Source organism: Pseudomonas sputi, assembly GCF_021603585.1.
GTDB lineage: Bacteria > Pseudomonadota > Gammaproteobacteria > Pseudomonadales > Pseudomonadaceae > Aquipseudomonas > Aquipseudomonas sputi.
This window is the reverse complement of record NZ_BQHI01000030.1, coordinates 36,270-54,902: the sequence shown is the minus strand read 5'-3', so window position 1 is coordinate 54,902 and position 18,633 is coordinate 36,270. Positions and strand designations below refer to the sequence as shown.

Here is an 18,633-nt window from a genome sequence, read left to right as displayed (position 1 = left end):
GACCCGTCCCGACGGCACCAGCGCCAGCTACCAGTACGACGCCTTCGGCCGGCGCATCCGCAAGACCGTCGACGGCCAGACCACCGAGTTCTTCTGGCAAGGCGACCACCTGATCGCCGAAAGCAGCCCGACCCAGCATCGCAGCTTCATCTACGAACCCGGCACCTTCCGCCCGCTGGCGATGCTCGACGGCAAAGGCCCGAAACGCGCCTGCCCGTTCTACTACCAACTCGACCACCTCGGCACCCCGCAGGAGCTGACCGACTACAGCGGCGAGATCGTCTGGTCAGCCAAATACAGCGCCTACGGCAAAGTCACCTCGCTGGAACTGGCGACCGAGGACTACCTGAACCAGCCACTGCGCTTTCAGGGGCAGTACTTCGATGACGAAAGCGGGCTGCATTACAACCGGCACCGGTATTACGACCCGGACGTGGGACGGTACTTGACGCCGGATCCGGTGAAGCTGGCGGGTGGGCTGAATCAGTACCGGTATGTACCGAATCCGACGGGGTGGGTGGATCCGTTGGGGTTGACGTCCAACTGTCCGCCGCCGAATAAGCCGGGTTGTTCGGTGCCAGATGGGGTAGGTGGTTCGGTTGTTCATGAAGGCGAGCCCCAGCTGCCGCGCATGACAGCGCAGGAACGGCGGGCGAAGATTGATGAGTTGGCAGAGGCGAATGCGAAGAGGCGAGTGAATGAATACGAGGCTTTGTACCAAATGCATACTGTCGCTAAACATAATCCGGAAATTCCAGATCATGCGCTCAAGCAAAGATCTGTTGATGGCAGTCATCCCACAGTAAGTGGAGTACGGGAGAGGGTAAATTCGAGCTCTCAGTTCAAGAGTTGGCGACTGCAGCTCCATGCTATCAATGATGCTGTTTCCAGAATGAGCCGAACACCTTCTGCTCCTACAGGATTTACACCACAGGGAGACCCGGTGGTGAGGAAAGAGATGCCGAATGGTGGTAGAGGATATAAGCCGAATAGGAGAGATCAACAAAATCCACGATATGTAGATGAGTTGAATTATTCTGAAGTGCGGTTTCGCAGACAAAATGTTAGTAGCCCTTACACAGCTTTTCCGGATTAGGAGCGTTTTATGTTGATGTCGCCGGGTGTGAATCTTCCGTTTATCCCCCAGCTTTCTTATTGGCTTGGTGGGATAGGAACCTATGATCTGGAGGAGACATTGGGGGTAGCCCTATCTATTTACGACCCCAATGATGCAGTCGATAGAGAGGTTGTTATAAGGAAGTTTATTTTAGGTGGTTTTTTTGGATATACGTATAGGCATAAATTTTTGATGGTTAAAGTTCTTGAAGAGGCTTTGAGTTCGCCAGGTTTTGATTTTTCAAAATTATTTGAAGATGACTACGACTCGAATACGTGTGTTGCGTGGGATGAAACGATGGTAGACGATCCACGTGGCTTTTTTGAAGATATATATAGATTGGCAGTTGAACAATGGAATGATGAACTAAAAAAAGCACGTGCGGAGAATCAGTCGTCTTGGTAGTTCGCGGGCAAACCCGCTTCCACAGGGATTTGTGTTGTCTGAGGAGTTAGCGTTGGCCGATTGACTGAGGCGAATGGACGTCTGCGGTAATAAGACTATCAATCAAATGCACGCTATACCCCGGAACATTCTTCGCATGATGCTTCGCCTGCGACGCCATTTCCGCCAACTGACTCGCATCCAGTTGCGCACACGCCTCAGGATGCAAATGCACCACGCCAATGGACAGTGACAACAACGGAAATTCCTGACGTATACCCTGGCGATTCGGCGCAACAAAACACCCAGCCTCCAGATGTTCCGGGCGATAGAAGCGTCGGCATTGGCTCTGGAAGTCATCAAGCAATTGGTTAAGTCGTTTGCGCCAATCCTCAGGGCCGAGCACCAATAGAAAATCATCCCCCCCAATATGCCCGACAAAGTCGCGGGACGGGTCGACGCGTTCGTTGAGGCATTGCGCCAGACACAGCAACACTTCATCCCCACGCCCATACCCATAGATATCGTTAAAGGGTTTGAAGCTGTCGATGTCGACATAACAAATGACCGACTCCCGTCCCTGTTGCAGCAACCGCGTCAGGCATTGCTGAATCGGCACATTCCCCGGCAACAACGTCAGCGGATTGGCATAGCGGGCCTGCTGGATTTTCAGCTCGGTAATCAGTTTGAGCACATCAATCACCCGGCCCAGACCCAGGTAGCTGCCGTTGAGGGTGATGATGAAATCTTCTTCGATGCGTTGCCGGGCGCGGCTGGTGATCAGGCGGCTGACCTGTTGCAGCGACTGGCTCATTTCCACGGCCAGGAAGTCGTCGTTCATCAGGCGGCTGATCGGTTTGCGGGCGAACAGGTCGGTGGCAAACGGTTTGAGCAGCGCATCGGACAACGAGTGACGATGAACGATGCCGCAGGGCTGGCCCTGTTCGTCGAGCACCGCCAGCGAGTTGAGATTGGCCTGGCGACGAAAGGCCTCAAGTACGGTGGCGGTCGGCGTTTCGCGATTCACGGCCGGTTGATCGTTGAGCAGGGCGCTGAGGTCGCTGCCTTCATCGTTCAGCGCAACGGCGCTGCTGTCGTGTTTGGGCATCAAGGCCCGGGCATCGCGCGGCGGGTGCTCTTGAGGGCGTCCGAGCAGATAGCCCTGTACCAGATCCACCCCCATTTCGGTCAACACCGCCAACTCTTCCGGCAGTTCGATGCCTTCGGCAATCACCTGTGCCCTTGAGGCCTTGGCGATTTGCAGGATCGATCCGACGAACTCGCGTTTCAATGCGTCTTGGTGAATGCCGTCGATAAAGTGCCGATCGATCTTCACGTAATCCGGTCGCAATTCCGACCATAGACGCAGGCTCGAATAACCGGCGCCAAGATCATCGAGGGCAATTGAAAACCCCATTGCCCGATAGTGATGCAGCGCAGTTTGCAGCAACTGGAAATCATCGATTGGTGTCTGTTCGGTGAGTTCGATCACTACCTGACTCGGTGGAATGCCGAAATCCTGAAGCAGCTGCAGCGTGCGCCCCGGCTGGTGCGCCGCTTCGAGCAGGGATTCGGGCGAGACGTTGAGAAACAGCTTGCCCGGCAACTGCTGTTCGTTGAAACGACGACAGGCACTCTGGCGGCAGGCGATTTCCAGTTCGCTCAAGCGTCCGGCCTGGCGGGCCACGGCGAACAGGGCGATGGGGGAGTGCAGCGGGCTGTTGGACGGGCCGCGGGTCAGGGCTTCGTAGCCGAGAATGCGTCGTTCGGAGAGGCAAATGATCGGCTGGAACAGGCTGTGTAAACCGCTTTGAGTCAGGATCGAGCTCAAGGCACTCAGCTGTTCGGTCGTGGTCATGGCAATCTCTGGCGATAAAAAAAGGACTGGGAGCGTTCTCGATGAAGAGAACCGCTCCCAGTCCTTTATTGCACGACAGAATGATGACTGTTTGATGACGATCCGGGGATCGTCAGCATTAAATTGCCATCACCTTACTTCTTTGCGACCTGGTTGCTCAGCTTCAGGTAATCCAGCAGCACGCGCCCGGTCTCGCTCAGGTAGGCGTCGTCTTCCGGTTTGACCTTGTCCTGCTCCGCGGCTGCCAGGGCGTCGTCGTCTTCTTTCTTCAGTTCTTTGAGCGGTTCTTCGCCTTTGGCCTTGCGACGGATGTTCTCCATCGCCAGTTGCTTGGCGTCGATGTCGGCGTGCTGGGCACGGCGCTCGGCTTCATTGAGGCTGACGGTTTTCTCTTCCAGCAGTTTCTGCGCCAGGGCCAGCTTGTCGCGGATGAACACGAACTCCGCGTCCTTGGCGGAACGGGTGTCATGCTCGGATTTGAGCTGGGCCAGGAACGGCTTGAACGGATCGCTCGCCGGTTTGATCGCCGCGCGGATGGTGTCCCACGGCATGGCTTCCGGCAGTGCGCTCTCGCCGATTTCCTTGGTGTCGATGATCGACGGGTAATCGATGTCCGGCAGTACGCCCTGATGCTGGGTACTCTGACCGGAAACCCGGTAGAACTTGGCCAGGGTCAGTTTCAGTTCGCCATGGTTCAGCGGCTGGATGGTCTGCACGGTGCCTTTGCCGAAGGTCTGGCCACCGATGATCAGCGCACGGTGGTAGTCCTGCATGGCACCGGCAAAGATCTCCGAAGCCGAGGCAGACAGGCGGTTGACCAGCAGCGCCATCGGGCCTTTGTAGAACGCGCCCGGGTTTTCATCTTCAAGGACGTCGACCCGGCCGTCGGCATTACGCACGAGCACGGTCGGGCCCTTGTCGATGAACAGGCTGGTCAGCTCGGTGGCTTCCTGCAGGGAACCGCCGCCGTTGTTGCGCAGGTCGATGACCACGCCGTCGACTTTCTCCTTCTGCAGTTCGGTCAGCAGCTTCTTGACGTCACGAGTGGTGCTCTTGTAGTCCGGATCGCCGGCACGGAAGGCCTTGAAGTCGAGGTAGAACGCCGGAATCTCGATCACGCCGAGCTTGTAGTCGCGGCCGTCCTGTTTCAGGTTCAGCACGGACTTCTTCACGGCCTGGTCTTCGAGCTTCACCGCTTCACGGGTGATTGGCACGATCTTGCTGGTCTGGTCGTTCGGCGCATTGCTGGCCGGGATGACTTCCAGACGTACCACGGTGCCTTTCGGGCCACGGATCAGTTTGACCACTTCGTCCAGACGCCAGCCGACCACGTCGACCATCTCTTTGTTGCCCTGGGCAACGCCGATGATCTTGTCGGCCGGTGCAACCTGCTTGGTCTTGTCGGCCGGGCCTGCCGGCACCAGACGCACGACTTTTACCTGGTCGTTATCGCTCTGCAACACGGCACCGATGCCCTCGAGGGACAGGCTCATGTTGATGTCGAAGTTCTCCGCGTTATCCGGCGACAGATAGTTGGTGTGCGGATCGTAAGACATGGCGAAGGTGTTGATGTACGCCTGGAAGATGTCTTCGGCGCGGGTCTGGTCCAGACGCGCCAGTTGATTCTTGTAGCGCTTGGTCAGGGTTTCCTGGATCTGCTTCGGATCTTTGCCGGCGATCTTCTGCCGCAGCACTTCGTCCTTGACGCGTTTGCGCCACAGGTCATCGAGTTCGGCGGTGGACTTGAGCCACGGTGCGTCCTTGCGATCGATCAGCAAAGTTTCCCTGGTGGTGAAGTCCATCTTGTCGACGCCTTTGTTCAGCTCGGCAAGGGCGAAGTCCAGACGCGCCTTCACGCGGTCCAGATAGCGCTTGTAGATGGTGAACCCGGCGTTGAGGTCGCCGCTCTTGAGAAAGTCGTCGAACTGGGTCTTCCACTTGTCGAATTCGGCGATGTCGCTGGCCATGAAGTAGCTGCGGGACGGGTCGAGCAGCTTGATGTAGCTTTCGTAGATGATCACCGAGCGCGCATCGTCGAGCGGCGGCTTGCTGTAGTGGTGACGCTTGAGCAACTCGACGACGTTCAGACTGGCGATCACTTCGTCGCGATCAGGCTGCAACTTGTCCCAGCTGTTGGCTGCGAATGTGGTGCCCGACACCGGCAACAGGCCGATACCGATGAAAAGAGCGAGGGCGGTGCTGGGGAGCAGATGCTTCATGCTGATTCGACGCAGGGACAATTGATAACGCATATTAGGCCGTCTTTGAAGTCGCCGGTACCTCTACGCTCTGTACGATAACTGCTGTTCAGCGTTCGTTCAGACCCCAGGGCCGGTCGCATAATGCAAAAAGCCCGGCGCTACAGCTTCGGGCTCAGTCCAGACTCACTATGGAGGCACTGTGAAGGCATTGCAAGGCGTTGAAGGTCAAGTGGCATGGGTTGATGAACCAAGTCCTACATGTGATGTAGGACAAGTTCGCATCCGGGTGGCGGCAGCGGGACTCAATCGCGCGGATTTATTACAGAAAGCCGGACTTTATCCACCCCCTCCGGGTGCCAGCCAGGTACTGGGTCTTGAGTGTTCCGGGGTGATCAGCGAGGTCGGCGCGGGTTCTTCCTGGCAGGTCGGCGACAGGGTCTGCGCCTTGCTGGCCGGGGGCGGGATGGCACAAGAGGTGGTCGTCGACGGACGGCATGTGCTGCCGGTTCCGGAAGGCGTATCGCTGATCGAGGCCGCTGCCTTGCCCGAGGTTTACGCGACCGTCTGGCTGAATGTGTTTCAACTCGCTGCGCTCAAACCGGGTGAGAAAGTTCTTCTGCACGCCGGGGCCAGCGGCATCGGCTCGGCCGCCATTCAATTGTGCAAGGCTTTCGGCAATCCGTGCTGGGTCAGCGTCGGCTCGGCTGAACGGCTGGCCTATTGCGAATCGCTGGGCGCCCAGGGCGGGGTGGTGCGCACCGACGACCTGGAGAGCCTGCGGGATTTCGGGCCGTTCGATGTGATCCTGGATCCGGTGGGCGGCAACTATTCGGCGTTGAACCTCAAGCTGATGGCGCAGGACGGACGCTGGGTGCTGATCGGTCTGATGGGCGGCCGTGAGGCAACACTGGATCTGGCCCAGGTGCTGGCCAAGCGGGTGCAACTGCTGGGTTCGACCCTGCGCAGCCGTGACGATCAGTTCAAGGCCGACCTGTTCAGCGATCTGAGCCAGCACGTGTGGCCGCTGTTTTCCGAAGGGCGCCTGAAGCCGCAACTGGCCAAGGCGTTCCCGATCAAGGATGCCGAGGCGGCGTTTGCGGAGCTGGCGAGCAACACGGTGGCCGGGAAGCTGGTGCTGGTGATCGATGAAAGCCTGAGCTGATCATCGACGTTTGTGGGAGCAGGCTTGCTCCCACAAGACCATCGCTTATTTCCAGAGGTGGATCGGCCAGCCGGATTTCTCGGCCTCTGCCAGCAGCACCGGATCCGGATTGACCACGTGCGGGTAGTCGACCTTCAACAGCAGCGGCAGATCATTGCGTGAGTCGGAATAGAAACTCGCGCCCTCAAGGTTTTCCTCTTCGGCGTCCAGCCATTCCAGCAGGCGGGTGATCTTGCCTTCGCGGTAGGTCAGGGTGCCCACGGTGTGGCCACTGTATACACCGTGCGCCACTTCCAGTTCGATTCCCAGCACCTCGTCGATGCCCAGTCGATCCGCAATCGGTTTGACCAGGTGCGTGCCCGAGGCCGAGATCACCAGGATCCGGTCGCCGGCCTTGCGGTGGGCGGCGATGGTTTTGGTCGCGTCGCTGAAGATGATCGGCTCGATAAAGTCTTCCACCCACGGCCCGACCAGATGTTCGACTTCTTCCGGGGTACGGCCGATCAACGGTTCGAGGCTGAAGTCCATGTAGTCTTCCATGCGCAACTTGCCATGGCTGTAGGCGTCCATCAGCTCGTTGTTCCGGCGCATGAACGACTCGGGATCGACCCAGCCCAGGCGCCCCATCTGCTCGCTCCAGAGAGTGGCGCAGTCGCCGTGGATCAGGGTGTCGTCCAGATCAAAAATTGCCAGGGCCATCAGTTCAGTTCCCTCTTGGGTGTCAGCGAAGTCATCAGGCTACCTCACACAGGGCGGTGGGATCGATGGAAAGTGACAGGCGCTGGCCGTCGGGATGCAGATCCGCCGCCGAGCGGTTGAGCACATCCACGACCAATTCCACGCCCCGGGCTTCGACGCGGTAGCGAATCACGTTGCCCAGCAGGCTGTGGCTGCGGATTTGCGCATCGGGTTCGCCGCTGAGGCTCAGTTCGATGGCTTCCGGGCGAATCGCGATGCGATGGTTGATCGGCCGCTGCAACAGCTTCGACGCGCTCTCGGCATCCAGCAGGTTGTAGTTGCCGATGAAGCCGGCGGCGAACACGTCGACCGGTGCGGTGTAGAGGGTTTCGGCATCGCCGCTTTGTACGATCTTTCCCTGATTCATCAGGAAAATCCGGTCAGACATGGTCAGGGCTTCTTCCTGATCGTGTGTGACGAAAATGGTGGTCAGGCCGAGCTCGCGCTGGATCTGCCGGATCTGTTCCCGCAAGTGTTTGCGAATCCGCGCATCGAGGGCCGACAGCGGCTCATCCAGCAACAACAGGCGCGGACGGGTCACCAGCGAGCGGGCAAGGGCGACACGCTGGCATTGACCGCCGGACAGCTGATGCGGATAGCGACTGGCGAAATCGTTGAGTTCAACCAGCTTCAACACTTCGGCAACCCGCTTGTGGCTGTCGTCGGCGTTGACCTTCTGCATGCGCAAACCGAAGGCGACGTTCTGCTCGACGGTCATGTTGGGGAACAGTGCGTAGCTCTGGAACACCATGCCGATCCCGCGTTTCTGCGGGGTGAGCGGAACGATGTCGACGCCATCGAGCAGAATCTTGCCGCCATCCACCGGCGTCAGGCCGGCGATGCAACGCAGCAGGGTGGATTTGCCGCAACCGGACGGGCCGAGCAGGGTGACGAATTCACCCTTCTGGATTTCGCAATTGATGTCGCTGAACACCGTGGTGCCGGCGTAGTTTTTTTGCAGGTGTTGGACGCTGACATAGCTCATTCGCTTTTGTCCTTGTTCAAGATGTTGGCGACCCAGGTCAGGACCAGCACGAAAAAGAAGTAGGAAATCACCAGCGCACTGGTGAAGTGGCCGCTGCTGTTGCGCATGTTGTTGAGGTAGACCTGCAGGGTTTCGTAGCGCGTTCCGACCAGGATGTTGGCGAACACGAACTCACCGAACAGGAACGAGAACGACAGCAGCAACGCGATCATCAGGCCCTTGCGCAGGTTTGGCAGTACCACCAGGAAGGCCGCCTGAAAGGTGCTGGCGCCGAGCAGTTGGGCGGCGTCCATCAGGTCGCGCAGGTTGATCGCTTGCAGGTTGTTGGTGATCGCCCGGTACATGAATGGCAGTGCCACGGTGAAGTAGCAACCGATCAGAATCCATGGCGTGCCGACCATCGCAAACGGCCCGGAACCGTAGAGCTGCAACAGCCCCACCGACGACACCACCGGCGGCACCGCGAAGGGCAGCAGGATCAGGATGTTCATCAGCGCATCGAGTTTCGGGAAGTGGTAATGCACCACGAACAGCAGCGGCAGAATCAGCACCACCGACAGGATCAGCGCCCCGACGCACACCAGCAGCGACTGGCCGAAGGCGTGCAGAAACCGTGGGTCGCTCCACAACTGGAGGTACCACTTGAAGGTGAAACCGCTGGGCAGGATGGTGGCCGACCAACTGCTGGCGATCGAGTAGATCAGCGTGCCCACCAGCGGCAGCAGGAGGATGGCGAACAACAGATAGACCACGACGCGGTGGTAGACGCCGGCCGGGCCGGATTCAGCGCGAGACATGGTAGCTCCTCTTCAGCAGCAGTTGATGCACGACGGTCACCAGGGTCATCAGCGCCACCAGCACCACGGCCAGGGCGCTGGCCAGGTTCGGATCGAGGGAAATGTCGCCGGACACCATCGCCGCAATCCGGATCGGCAGCACGTTGAAGTTGCCGGTGGTCAGCGCGTAGACCGTGGCGTAGGCACCGAGGGCGTTGGCCAGCAGGATCACGAAGGTGCCGAGCAGAGCCGGGGTTAGTACCGGCAGGCCGATGTGGCGCCAGAACTGCCAGCCATCAGCGCCGAGCAGTGCGGCGGACTCGCGCCAGTCTTCGCGCAGGGCGTCGAATGCCGGGTACAGCAGCAGGACGCCGAGGGGAATCTGGAAGTAGGTATAGAGGATGATCAGCCCGGTTTTCGAGTACAGGTTGAAGTCCTCGATGATCCCGGCCTGCTTCAGCATGATGGTGATGCTGCCGTTGAAGCCGAGCAGGATGATGAACGCAAACGCCAGGGGCACGCCGGCGAAGTTGCTGGTCATGTTGGCGAAGGCGTTGACGAAGTTGCGCAGTTTCGAATCGACCCGGCGCAGGGAATACGCACCCAGCACCGCGATGATGATCCCGAACACACTCGACCAGAAACTGATTTCGAGGCTGTACTGGATCGCCTGCAGATAGAACTTCGAATTGAAGATCTTGCTGAAGTTGGCGAAACCCCAACCGAACTCTTCCGATTGCAGGCTGTTGATCATCACCCAGATCAGCGGGGCGATTTCGAACACGATAAAGAACAGCGCGAAAGGCACCAGGCACAGGGCCGCCAGCCATTTGCCGCGGGTCATTGAGTTCACTTGAGCAACTCCCGGCACACAGGTTTGTCGTGGGGCACGCCGAGCAGTTCGCACACGGTGCCGCAGATGTCGGTCTGCTTCGGTGCGGCATCGGCGTTCAGGCTGAAGGCGTCACCGAGCGCGAACAGCGGCACCTGGCGTTCTTCCGGCAGCAGGCCGTTATGCGAGCGGTCGTTGTTCATGCCGTGATCGGCAGTCACCAGCACCTGGCAGCCGGCGTCGAGCCAGCCTTGCAGGTAGTCGGCGAGGATGATGTCGGCGCTGCGGGCGCTGTTGCGGTATTGCGGGGTGTCGAGGCCGTGCTTGTGGCCGGCGTCGTCGATGTTCATCGGGTGGATCAGCAGAAAGTCCGGCGCATGACGCAGACGCAGGTTTTCCGCGTCGGCGAACAGGTGCGAATCCGGGTAGTGATCGTTCCAGTAAAAGTGGCCGTGCTGGATCGCTAGCGTCGGGTCATCGGTATGCCGATCCCGTGCCGCCACGAACGGCGAGCGGTTGTAGAGCTCGCTGACCCAGTGGTAGGCCGCGGCAGCGGTTTTCAGGCCGGCATCGCGAGCGTAGTGGTAGATGCTGCGCTGGTTGGACAGGCGCGAGACGTTGTTGTGGACGATGCCGCTGTCGATCGGTGGCACGCCGGTAAGGATGCATTCGTAAAGCGGTCGGGACAGGGCCGGCAGCTCGCACTCCAACTGGTAGAGCGCGGCGCGTCCTGCGCCAACGTAAGCCTGCAGATGCCCCATGGCGTGACGCGCGACCTCGTAGTTGAGGCCGTCGAGCACGACAAGGATGACAGTGTGCTTCATAGGGGCAAAAACTCCGCGAAACAGAAAATTTCAGGTTCAACCCGGATCCCCCTGTGGGAGCGGGCTTGCTCGCGAAAGCGGAGTGTCAGTCGATAATTTTTTGACTGATCCACCGCATTCGCGAGCAAGCCCGCCCCCACATTTGGATCTTCAGCAGATCACAAAAGGGTGAGCTGTTGCCTTACTTCATCTCGACGATGACTTCTTCGTTCCACTTCTGCGGCAGGGCCTTGGAGGTTTTCTCCCACGCATCGGCATCCTTGATCGGCGTAACTTTCTTGTACTGCTCGTTCGGCAGCAGTTTGGCTTTCACGTCTTCCGGCAGTTGCAGGTGCTCGGCGCGAATCGGGCGAGCGTTGCCGCGGGCGAGGTTGGTCTGGCCGGCGTCGCTGAAGATGTATTCGCGGGTCAGCTTGGCGGCGTTCGGGTTCTTCGCGTATTTGTTGATGATGGTGGTGTAGCCGGAAATCACCGAGCCGTCGGACGGGATCAGCACCACGTAATCATCCGGGTTGGCCATCTTGGCCTTGTAGCTCAGACCGTTGAAGTCCCAGACCACGCCGACTTCGATCTCGCCTTTTTCCATGGTGGCGATGGTCGGGTTGGCCATCGACAGGCGCCCCTGCTTGGCGATGTCTGCGAACAGCAGCAGGGCCGGCTGGATGTTTCTCTCGTCGCCGCCGTTGGCCAGTGCTGCGGCGAGTACGCCGTTGGCAGCTTGTGCGGCAGTGCTCACATCACCGATCGAGACCTTGTATTTACCGCCCTTGAGGTCAGCCCATTTGGTCGGCACTTCGGAGCCGTGCAGCAGCTTCTTGTTGACGATGAAGGCGATGGTGCCGGTGTAGGCCAGCGCCCAGTTGCCGTCCTTGTCCTTGGCCCAGTCCGGCACCTGGTCCCAGGTGCTTGGCTTGTACGGTTGCACCACGCCTTGCTTGACCGCGATCGGGCCGAAGGCCGCACCGACGTCGCCGATGTCGGCGGTGGCGTTGTCTTTTTCAGCGGCGAACTTGGCGATTTCCTGGGCCGAGCTCATGTCGGTGTCGATGTGTTTGAGGCCGTATTTCCTGGCCAGGTCTTCCCAGGTGCCTTTCCAGTTGGCCCAGTCATCGGGCATGCCGACGCTGTTGACGGCGCCTTCCGCTTTCGCAGCGGCTTCGAGGGTTTTCAGATCGTCAGCCGCCATGGCGGCGGTGCACATGGCAATGGTCGAGCCTAACAGTGTTGCCAGGAAAAGCTGTTTCATTCCGAAGCTCCTTGGTCGTGTTCAACGCTGCGATTGCGGTTTGTGTTGGTCTAGGTCAGCAATACCTGAGCCAATGTAGGGGGGCTGGATGACACTTTGATGTCGGCAGATGTCCGATCCGCGTTTTATTCCTCCGGTATCGACGGCTGCCCGGTAAGCGTAGACCACCCGCCAAGTCCCGGTGGGCAAGGGACTTGGCCGATGTATTGCAAGTTGTCAGGACGACCGTTCGGTAGTTTTGTCATCTCTCGGTCATCTGCACTGCCTAGGCTTGCAACGTGATCGAACGGCGAAATAACCGTGCGGTTTTGCCCCGAAACAGTGCTGGTCTAGTCCAGATAGGTAACGTTGATGCGCGATGAGGCAACAAAAGCGGTGACAGCCATTGGCCAGATCCTCCAGGAGCAACTCGACCATGGGTTGCTGGCGGCGGGGAGCAAGTTGCCGGCCGAGCGCAAGCTCAGTGAGCTGTTCGGCACGACGCGGATTACGGTACGGGAAGCCTTGTTGCAGTTGGAGGCGCAGGGGCAGATTTATCGCGAGGAGCGTCGGGGCTGGTTCGTGTCGCCGCCGCGTCTGGCCTACAACCTGATGCAGCGCAGTCACTTTCACGCGATGGTCAGCGCGCAGGGGCGGGTGCCGTCGACCGAGGTGATTTCGGCGCGGTTGCAGCCGGCTTCAGCGGCGGTCTGTGCGTGGTTGCAGTTGCCGGCGCTGTCGAGCGTGATTCAGATTTGCCGGTCGCGGCGGATCGATGGGCGGCTGGTGTTGTATGTGGAGCATTATCTGAATCCGCAGTACTTCCCGGGGATTCTGGAGTTTGATTTGAATCAGTCGATTACCGAGCTGTATGCGCGGCATTACGATTTGCACTATGGGCGGGTGCGGTTCGAGATTGTGCCGACGTCTTTGTCGGTCGATGCGGCGGCGGCTTTACGGGTGTCGGTGGGGAGTCCGGGGTTGAGGATTGCTCGGGTTAATTATGATCAGTTTGGGCGGTTGATTGATTGTGATCTGGAGTTTTGGCGGCATGATGCGATTCACGTCGGTGTTGATGTTGTTTGACCTTGGCGGCCTCTGGGCCGACCAGGTTTTGGGTTGTTTTGGGTGAATATCCGTTGCTTCGGGGGTTGCGGCTGGCGGTTTCGCTTTTACAGCGACTCACTTTTGCAGACGCCCAAAAGTAAGCAAAACGCTTGGCCCCGGCGTTCGGCACCTCGCTGAGGCTCGGTGTTCCTTCGTTCCGGGATTCATCCGGGGGCATCGCCTACGGTTTGCTTCGCTGCACCTCCTCTCGATGCATGCGGCTTCGCCGCACGGTCGCTGCGCTCCCACCCCCGGATAAATCCCTCCACTCAGCCTTCCGATGGGGCCGGCACGTCAAAAGCGGTACTCGAGCTAACGCTCATCGTTTTGAGTGGTGAGTGGTGAGTGGTGAGTGGTGAGGCTGGGCTATTCCTGAGTTTGGCCGCCAGCGCCTGCGGTTATTACTTGCACATTCATCCTTGGCGTCGCCAAGTCCAGTCCGGCCTCGTCCAGATGCCGTTTCAGCGACAGGTTGAACGCTCGTGAAACTTCCCATTGTTTGATCGGTGCGGTCTTGAACCGGGCGCGCAATATCGCGTTGCCGGATTCAAAGCTTTCCACGCCCTGAAATTCCAGGGGTGACCAGATATTGCGCCGTTGCAGCGGGTCGGTGCGCATTTTCTGGCCGACGTCGCGCATCAGTTTGATGGCTTCGTCGATGCTCATGTTGAACGGCACGGCCACACGGAAGATCGCGTAGCCGAATTCGCGGGAGTAGTTCTTGATGCTTTTGATTTCGCTGAACGGGATGGTGTGGACGATACCGTCGATGTCCCGCAGGCGTACGGTGCGGATGGTCAGGCCTTCGACGGTGCCGAGGTGGCCGCCGACGTCGACGTAGTCGTCGATGGCCAGGGAGTCTTCGATGATGATGAACAGGCCGGTGATCAGGTCGGCCACCAGTGACTGGGCGCCGAAGCCGATCGCCAGACCGATCACGCCGGCACCGGCCAGCAACGGCGTGACGTTCATGCCCATGTTCGCCAGGGCGACGATCAGGGCGATGATGAAGATCGCCACGAACAGCACGTTGCGGATCAGCGGCATCATGGTTTGTGCGCGGGCGTTGGCCAGGCCTTTGCGTGAGCGGGTGAGGGCGTGGTGCACGGCGGTGTCGCTGAGGATCCAGATCAGCCAGGCGAAGATCAGCGTGCCGATCAGACTGAACAGTTTGACGCTGACATCGTGGCCTTCGCCTTCGGTGAAGCCGATCAGCGACATGCCCCAGACCCGCAGGCCGAGTTCGATGAAGGCCAGCCACACCAGCAAATGGGCGAGGGTGTAGAAGAAGCTTTTCAGACGCTCGGAATACAGCGCGTGGCGCTTCGGCCCGCGTTGGGGTTTGAGGGCGTGACGGCGGACGAGGCCGTTGATGACCATGCACAACACCAGCAGCACGGTGCAGATCAGCGACTGGCGCAGGGCGGTGCTGGTGTCGCCGGCGGAGACGAAGGTGGCGAACAGCGAAATGCCCACCAGCACCAGCGCCGGGACGTACCAGAAGGTGCCGAGGATTTCGATGGTGTCGCTGAGGGCGCGACGGGTCAGGCGGCGCGACAGTGGCTGGTTGCGGATCAGGTGGGCGATGGGCCGGCGGAAGCGCAGGATGAACAGGCCGGTCGACAGCGCCGCGAGGACATTGGCGACGGTGGCGGCGGTGTGGGCCAGATGTACGCCGAGGCCGGCCACCAGGCGCGGATCGTTCAAGGCTTCTCCGAATGCAGCGAAGCTGCCGATCAGCCACAGCGGGCGGAAGGCCTGGTGACGCAGGATATACAGCGCCCGGTGGCGGTGCGGGCCGTCGAGTACGGAAAAGGCGATCACGCAGATGGCCGAGAAGCAGGTGCCGACCACCAGCGCGTAGGCCAGCACCATGGCCAGGCTTTTGCCCAGCGATGAGGGCAGCGCGTAACTCATGTACACCGTGATGACCAGGGCGATCATCCACGGCCCGAGCTTGCGCAGGGCAAAGCGCAGCATGTCGAGGGCTCGGGGATGTTGCGGCAGTTCTTCAGTCAGACCGAAGCGCATGCGTACCCGATGACCCAGCCAGATCAGCGCGGCGGCGAGCAGGCTCCAGACGGCGAGGATCACGGCGAAGGCGAAGATGATCGGCAGCCATTCGCTGGCCGGCAACATCAGGCCTTTGAGCTCGTCCTTGGCCATGTCGAATTCGGCAGACCAGCGATTGAGTGGGCTGTCGGCGCCGGTGAACTGTTTTTCGAAGGTGGAGAGGGTGCCGCCGATCAGTCCCAGCACGCCTTCTTCCGGGGTGGCCTGGGCTTTTTTCGTGGCGTCGCGCAGTTTTTTCAGGTCGGTCAGCAACTGGGCGCGTTGCTTGTCGTTTTCCAGGGACTTGATGACTTCGTCCAGTGATTGTCCGAGCGGTTCCTGAGCTTCAGGCTGAGCCTTGCCGGCGCCCGTGAGCATTCCCGGCAGGCCGGCGGCATCGGCAGGTGCCGGCGACATCAATGTCATCAGGCAGACGAGAAGAAGACAGGGCAGGGCAAAAAGACGAGCAAACACTAGGCGGTCAACCTCGCAAGGGGCGGATCGGGCGAGTGTACGAGCCCGCCGGATTCAATGCGAGCCGGGCGCGGATTTATTCGTTGAGTTTGGCGAGGATCTTGTAGACCACGGTGGCCAGGATCATCAGCATGCCGATCCACATGGCGAACACGCCGGCATTCTTGTCACGGAAGTTGAAGCCGATGGCCAGCAGAATCATTCCACTCAGGATGGGAATGAGCATGGAGTGGAACGCAGACATCGAGATCATGGCGACAGCCTTGTCGAAGAGAATGTTTTAAGTCTAGGTGGGTTTTCGCTGGACGGTGCTGATGTGTATCAGAAATGAGGCGGTTCTACAGGCCCGAGGATCGCAGCTCAACGCTGCGATCCTGGCGGTGTCCTACGGCAATTCGCGACTGGCGTAGAACGCGCTCAGCACTTTGACCAGGTGAGCCAGGTCGTGGCTGCCGCACAGTTCGCGGATCGAGTGCATGGCGAACGTCGGCAGGCCGATGTCGACGGTGCGCACGCCCAGATGGCTGGCAGTGATCGGGCCGATGGTCGAACCGCAGCCCATGTCGCTGCGCACCACGAAGCTCTGCACCGGCACTTCTTCGGCCATGCACAGATGACGGAAGAAGCCCGCGGTTTCGCTGTTGGTGGCGTAGCGCTGGTTGCTGTTGACCTTGATCACCGGGCCGGCGTTGAGTTTCGGGCCGTGGTTGGCGTCGTGCTTCTCGGCGTAGTTCGGGTGCACGCCGTGGGCGTTGTCGGCCGAGACCAGCAAGGATTTCTGGATGGTGCGTACGAACTCGTCACCTTCCGGCAGCAGACGCCGCAGGGTCTGTTCCAGCATCGGGCCGTCGGCGCCGCAGGCCGAGCAGGAGCCGACTTCTTCGTGGTCATTGCACACCAGCACGCAGGTTTCTTCGGTGTCGGCGGTCAGCAGGGCCTGCAGGCCGGCGTAGCACGACAGCAGGTTGTCCAGGCGCGCACCGGCGATGAAGTCGCCATGCAGACCGATGACCGCAGCGCTCTGGGTGTCGTAGAAGCTCAGCTCGTAATCCAGCACCACGTCGGCGTTGAGGCCGTGTTCGCGGGCCAGTTGATCGGTAAGCACCGCGCGAAAGTCCACGCGCTCGTCACCGGCGAACTGCGCGAGAATCGGCGGCAGTTCGGTCTGGGCATTGATCGCCCAGCCTTGGTTTGCTTCACGATTGAGGTGGATCGCGAGGTTGGGAATGATCGCGATCGGGGCCTTGAAGTCGATCAACTGGCTCTCGACCTTGCCATCACGGCGGAAGGTGACGCGGCCGGCCAGCGACAGGTCGCGGTCGAACCATGGCGCCAGCAGTGCGCCGCCATAGACTTCGACGCCGAGCTGCCAGAAGCCCTGGCGCTGTAATTCAGGTTGTGGCTTGACCCGCAGGCACGGGCTGTCGGTGTGGGCGCCGACCAGGCGGATGCCGTCGTGCAGCGGCGAGTTGCGGCCCATCTTGATCGCGACAATCGAGGAGTCGTTACGGGTCACGTAGTAACGACCATTGGCTTCGGTGTGCCAGGTTTCGCGTTCGTCGAGGCGCACATAACCGGCGGCCTCCAGGCGTTGAACAAGGCTGGCGGTGGCGTGGAACGGGGTAGGGGAGGCCTTGAGGAAGTCGATCAGGCCTTGGTTCAACTCTTCGCGCATAAGAAGCTCCAGACAGCAATGGGCGGGAGTTTAACGCATCGGCCTGATGCTTGGGACATGACATGTGCCGCTCGCGTCAACGAGCGGCGGCCACGCGTTTTTTCAGGTAGTTCATGATCACTTTTTCGTCTTCAGGCTTGTCGGGACGAGGCAGCTGCTTTGGCCAACGATCGTGTTCCAGAAGCTTTTTCTGCCGGCTTTCGTCCCAGCGCAGGATTTCCCGTGAGGCGCATTCCCACCACTCATGACGACAGGCGCTGTAGTAGGGGTGATCCGGCGCGGCGCTGCCGTACAACAGGTCCCGGCCGACCTTGCGCAGGGGGCCGCTCTGGTTGCGCAATTTCCACTTGATCTTCAGGCGCTGCCAGGCGGACGGGAACGGTTTGACCCGGGGCACGTCAGTGCACAGGTCTACCAGCCGCTGGCTGAATTTCTCGCCGTGCTGAGCGAAGAAAAACGCCTGCATCGCATGGAAGAAGCGTTTTTCCGCGAAGTAGTGGTAGACGTGTTTGCGCGCTTCCACCACCGGCCGTTCGCGCATTGCGTAAGACAGGGCGATCTGCTCGATGGTATGAATCTCGAATCCGCCGGCCGTCCACTCATCGATCAGGCGGATCGATTCCTCGAACAGCGCCAAATCGCGGTCGGTGACGCCACACAGGCCGCTGTTGTAGAGCTTGAAACCGTTCTGTGGGCAAACGCCATGGGCTCTGAGGTCGCGAGCGAGCTTCAGATAGTCCGGCCGTTCGAAGACGTCTTTCCAGTCGTATTCGAAGCGATCCATCACCGACTGTTTTGCATCGATGTATTTGAACAGGCTGTTCGGGTGGCTGGTGAACAGCGTGTCGGTGTCGACGAACAGGGTTTTCTCGGCCAGTTGCAGGCCGGCGGCGATCGCGCAGGCCTTGCGCCGATGGTGATAGCCGTTGTGTCCCTGCCAGCGAGTCAGGGTCGCTTCATCGAGCAACACGGTGTCGACTGGCCAGCCTTCGTAATCCTGCGGCCGGTCAGTGAGAATCCTGATCGCCGGGCGTTTGCCGTTTTTGGCCTGGGACAGGGCGGTCAGGATGCTGAACTTGGCTTCGCGCCGGTAGACATCCTGATTGCCGTAAATCAGGTAGAGCAATTGATGACGTGTCTTCTTGACGGGTGTTGCCAGGGAATCGGTACAACTCATCCGGAACAAAATCCTATAAATCGGGCAGCTGTCGGTCCGACAGTGC

At 59.8% G+C, this 18,633-nt stretch carries 16 protein-coding genes; 4 read left to right on the top strand and 12 right to left on the bottom strand.

The annotated features are described in order from the left end of the window. Together L6D81_RS25955 and L6D81_RS25950 are read left to right on the top strand one after the other, a co-directional pair. Positions 1 to 1,096 (top strand): RHS repeat domain-containing protein (locus L6D81_RS25955; RefSeq protein ID WP_236182487.1); only part of this gene is annotated, 1,096 nt, incomplete at its 5' end. A gap of 9 nt (positions 1,097 to 1,105) precedes the next feature. After that, positions 1,106 to 1,522, top strand: a complete 417-nt coding sequence (locus L6D81_RS25950; RefSeq protein ID WP_210710131.1) for a hypothetical protein — start codon at positions 1,106 to 1,108, stop codon at positions 1,520 to 1,522. A 46-nt stretch (positions 1,523 to 1,568) separates the two neighbouring features. Here the strand turns inward: L6D81_RS25950 and L6D81_RS25945 are convergent, their stop codons facing one another. Then, complete coding sequence (locus tag L6D81_RS25945; RefSeq protein ID WP_236182486.1) at positions 1,569 to 3,359, bottom strand: bifunctional diguanylate cyclase/phosphodiesterase; 1,791 nt, start codon at positions 3,357 to 3,359, stop codon at positions 1,569 to 1,571. 134 nt (positions 3,360 to 3,493) lie between these two features. Continuing rightward, positions 3,494 to 5,578 carry a carboxy terminal-processing peptidase gene (locus tag L6D81_RS25940; protein ID WP_236182485.1) on the bottom strand — a complete coding sequence of 695 codons (2,085 nt, stop codon included), beginning with the start codon at positions 5,576 to 5,578 and terminating at the stop codon, positions 3,494 to 3,496. Positions 5,579 to 5,759: 181 nt separating this feature from the next. Between L6D81_RS25940 and L6D81_RS25935 the strand changes: the two genes are divergently transcribed. Then, positions 5,760 to 6,722, top strand: coding sequence for a zinc-binding dehydrogenase (locus tag L6D81_RS25935; RefSeq protein ID WP_236182484.1), 963 nt, complete (start codon positions 5,760 to 5,762; stop codon positions 6,720 to 6,722). A 45-nt stretch (positions 6,723 to 6,767) separates the two neighbouring features. Here the strand turns inward: L6D81_RS25935 and L6D81_RS25930 are convergent, their stop codons facing one another. From L6D81_RS25930 to L6D81_RS25905, 6 genes are all read right to left on the bottom strand, one after another. After that, positions 6,768 to 7,421: an HAD family hydrolase gene (locus tag L6D81_RS25930; protein ID WP_236182483.1), complete on the bottom strand. Its 654-nt coding sequence runs from the start codon at positions 7,419 to 7,421 to the stop codon at positions 6,768 to 6,770. 34 nt (positions 7,422 to 7,455) lie between these two features. Next, entirely contained in the window at positions 7,456 to 8,445 is a 990-nt protein-coding gene (locus L6D81_RS25925) for an ABC transporter ATP-binding protein (RefSeq protein WP_011333173.1), read from the bottom strand. Next, entirely contained in the window at positions 8,442 to 9,242 is an 801-nt protein-coding gene (locus tag L6D81_RS25920; RefSeq protein ID WP_236182482.1) for an ABC transporter permease, read from the bottom strand. Before L6D81_RS25920 ends, L6D81_RS25925 begins: the two co-directional genes overlap by 4 nt. Then, complete coding sequence (locus tag L6D81_RS25915) at positions 9,229 to 10,065, bottom strand: ABC transporter permease (protein ID WP_197869673.1); 837 nt, start codon at positions 10,063 to 10,065, stop codon at positions 9,229 to 9,231. The genes L6D81_RS25920 and L6D81_RS25915 overlap by 14 nt, the downstream gene beginning before the upstream one ends. A 5-nt stretch (positions 10,066 to 10,070) precedes the next feature. Next, positions 10,071 to 10,877 carry an alkaline phosphatase family protein gene (locus tag L6D81_RS25910; protein WP_236182481.1) on the bottom strand — a complete coding sequence of 269 codons (807 nt, stop codon included), beginning with the start codon at positions 10,875 to 10,877 and terminating at the stop codon, positions 10,071 to 10,073. A gap of 181 nt (positions 10,878 to 11,058) precedes the next feature. Next, complete coding sequence (locus L6D81_RS25905; RefSeq protein WP_236182480.1) at positions 11,059 to 12,123, bottom strand: ABC transporter substrate-binding protein; 1,065 nt, start codon at positions 12,121 to 12,123, stop codon at positions 11,059 to 11,061. Between the two features lie 351 nt (positions 12,124 to 12,474). Here L6D81_RS25905 and L6D81_RS25900 point away from each other — a divergent pair, with 351 nt between their 5' ends. After that, positions 12,475 to 13,188, top strand: a complete 714-nt coding sequence (locus L6D81_RS25900; RefSeq protein ID WP_236182479.1) for a UTRA domain-containing protein — start codon at positions 12,475 to 12,477, stop codon at positions 13,186 to 13,188. A gap of 387 nt (positions 13,189 to 13,575) precedes the next feature. Here the strand turns inward: L6D81_RS25900 and L6D81_RS25895 are convergent, their stop codons facing one another. The 4 genes from L6D81_RS25895 to L6D81_RS25880 form a co-directional block, all read right to left on the bottom strand. After that, positions 13,576 to 15,735 carry a mechanosensitive ion channel family protein gene (locus L6D81_RS25895; protein WP_236182478.1) on the bottom strand — a complete coding sequence of 720 codons (2,160 nt, stop codon included), beginning with the start codon at positions 15,733 to 15,735 and terminating at the stop codon, positions 13,576 to 13,578. 76 nt (positions 15,736 to 15,811) lie between these two features. After that, positions 15,812 to 15,988, bottom strand: coding sequence for a hypothetical protein (locus tag L6D81_RS25890; protein ID WP_169429504.1), 177 nt, complete (start codon positions 15,986 to 15,988; stop codon positions 15,812 to 15,814). Positions 15,989 to 16,120: 132 nt separating this feature from the next. Next, positions 16,121 to 17,410 carry a M18 family aminopeptidase gene (locus tag L6D81_RS25885; RefSeq protein WP_007960074.1) on the bottom strand — a complete coding sequence of 430 codons (1,290 nt, stop codon included), beginning with the start codon at positions 17,408 to 17,410 and terminating at the stop codon, positions 16,121 to 16,123. A gap of 76 nt (positions 17,411 to 17,486) precedes the next feature. Further along, positions 17,487 to 18,587 (bottom strand): hypothetical protein, encoded by a 1,101-nt coding sequence (locus L6D81_RS25880; RefSeq protein ID WP_236182477.1) that lies wholly within the window; start codon positions 18,585 to 18,587, stop codon positions 17,487 to 17,489. Positions 18,588 to 18,633 lie beyond the last annotated feature (46 nt).